This is a genomic window from Actinocrinis sp. (assembly GCF_035938995.1).
In the GTDB taxonomy this organism is placed as follows: domain Bacteria; phylum Actinomycetota; class Actinomycetes; order Streptomycetales; family Catenulisporaceae; genus DASZGI01.
In genome coordinates this window covers 1-2,349 of record NZ_DASZGI010000241.1, presented here as the reverse complement: position 1 = coordinate 2,349, position 2,349 = coordinate 1, and the positions used below count along the sequence as shown (strand labels likewise).

The 2,349-nt window shown below is 66.8% G+C and carries 3 protein-coding genes; all 3 read left to right on the top strand.

The genetic code is table 11. The features are described 5' to 3' along the window. A partial coding sequence (locus VGZ32_RS17045) for a glycosyl hydrolase family 65 protein (protein ID WP_326887043.1) occupies window positions 1-712 on the top strand: 712 nt, incomplete at its 5' end. A 12-nt stretch (window positions 713-724) separates the two neighbouring features. Further along, complete coding sequence (locus VGZ32_RS17040) at window positions 725-1,510, top strand: HAD-IA family hydrolase (protein ID WP_326887042.1); 786 nt, start codon at window positions 725-727, stop codon at window positions 1,508-1,510. Window positions 1,511-1,902: 392 nt separating this feature from the next. Next, the coding region (locus tag VGZ32_RS17035; RefSeq protein ID WP_326887041.1) for an aldo/keto reductase at window positions 1,903-2,349 on the top strand (447 nt) is incomplete at its 3' end.

The window sequence follows — 2,349 nt, the reverse complement described above, 5'->3', positions numbered from 1 at the left end:
ATACGAGGACCTCGAGGAGCTGGACTGGGACGCGTACCGGGCGAAGTACGGCAACATCCAGCGGCTCGACCGGATCCTGCGTGCGGAGGGCAAGGACCCCAACCGCTATAAGGTCACCAAACAGGCCGACACCGTGATGCTGTTCTTCCTGTTCAGGCAGGAGGAGCTACGCGAGATCTTCGGACGGCTCGGGTATGACTACCGTGCCGACACGTTGACGCGGAACGTCGCGTACTACGACCGGCGGACTTCTCACGGCTCGACGTTGAGCTTTGTCACTCATGCCGGGGTACTGGCCGCCGTCGACCCCGAGAGCTCGTGGGACCGGTTCCTGGTCGCGCTGCACAGCGATGCCGATGACATCCAGGGCGGTACGACGAAGGAAGGCATCCACATGGGCGTCATGTCCGGGACGCTCGACCTCATGCAGCGGAATTACGCCGGCGCCCGCGTCTACGACGGTGTGCTGCACTTCAATCCCCAGCTCCCGAGCAGGCTCGACAGCCTGTCGTTCTCTATGCAGTTCCGGGAGACCCCGATCCAGGTGACACTCACCGGCGATCACCTGACGCTGGCCGTCCACCCCGAGGGGGCGAGCCGACCCGTCAGGGTCGCAGTCCGCGACGATGCCCGTGAGCTGCGCCCGGGCGACCAGACCGTGTTCGAGCTCAGCCGGAACCCGGCGACCACCGGGCCCTCCGCCCCAGATTGAAGAGGAGCCTGCATGCCGAAGTTCCAGGGATCGATTTTCGACGTCGACGGGGTGCTGGTCGACTCGCCGCACGAGAAGGCGTGGCGCGAGTCGCTGCGCGAACTGATGGAGTCCAGCTGGCGCGGCATCCGCGACCACACGACGTGGTCGCCCGACGCCTTCACCCCCCACGTCTACCAGCAGTACGTATCCGGCAAGCCGCGCATGAGCGGCGCCCGCGCCGCACTCGACTACTTCCAGGTACCCGACGCTGAAAACCGCGTCGACGAGTACGCACGGCTCAAGCAAGAAATGGTCGTGCGCCTCATCCAGGCCGGTGACTTCACCGCTTATCCCGACGCGCTGCGCTTCGTCATCGCGACCAAGGACGCCGGGATGCTCATCGCGGACGCGTCGTCGTCGAAGAACGCGGGATTGTTCCTGCGCCAGATCCGGCTCGACACTTTCGCGCAGGAACACGGGATCTCCTCGCCGACGCTTCGGCCCGGCCTGACGCTGCTCGACTATTTCGACGCCGACGTCTCCGGGCGTGATTTCGCCCACGGCAAACCCGACCCCGAGATCTTCCTGACCGCCGCGCACGAACTCGGTGTCGAGCCACGCCATGCCATGGTGATCGAGGACGCGTCCGCCGGGGTCCAAGCCGCCAAGGCCGGCGGCATGGCCGCGATCGGCATTGCACGAGCCGACGACGCCGGCCTGCTGGCCGCGGCCGGCGCGGATCTGGTGGTCACCACGCTCGACGACATCGACACCACTGCCCTATCCGGAGGACGGCTGGCAACACGAAAGGCTTAGCTCGGACCCTAATCACACAGCGTGGTCAACCAGCCGGTAGCAGCTCGCGCATGGAACCGCCTTATCTGTATCGTTCGGCTCAAGATCGACTTGCGGCCCGCCATCGCGCATAACGGTATTTGCTGTCGCCTCGGTTTAGCTATCTTCTGGCGGATGATCCTGCCCCGCTGCTCGCGCCTGCTGGCCGGGCTTGTGCCGGAAGCGCGGCTGACGATATACCCGGACCCGGCGCACGGCTTCCTTTGCAGCATCACGGCCGGTTCACCGCCGGCATCGACGGCTTTCTCGCGGCTGCCGGCTGATTCTTGCGCGGGGCGGTGGGGAAGGTGGTAGTCGCTATGGGAAACAGCTGGGCGGCCGGGAGCGTTTCGGTCAGGCAAAGAGGAGATGCGATGTCGGCGGATGTGGTGACGGCAGACGGCAGGGCGCGCGTGCTGGCCGACGGGAACGAGATCCCGCTGGCCGGCCTCGGTGTCTGGCAGGTGGCGAACGACCGCGAGTGCGTGGACGCCGTCCGGTGGGCGCTTGAGCTCGGCTACCGGCACATCGACACGGCGCAGGCCTACGGCAACGAGGAAAGCGTCGGGCAGGGGCTGCGCGACAGCGGTGTCCCGCGTGGGGAGGTGTTCATCACCACGAAGTTCTTCCCGGAGCGCAAGGACCCGGTCGCGGAGGTGGAGCGCAGCCTGCAACGGCTCGGGGTCCACTACGTCGACCTGTACATCATCCACTGGCCCGAGGGCGGCCCGACCTGGGCGTGGCCCGGGATGGAGCAGGCGCGGGAGCTCGGCTATGCGCGGTCGATCGGGGTCTCCAACTTCGGCGCCGGCGAGCTGGGC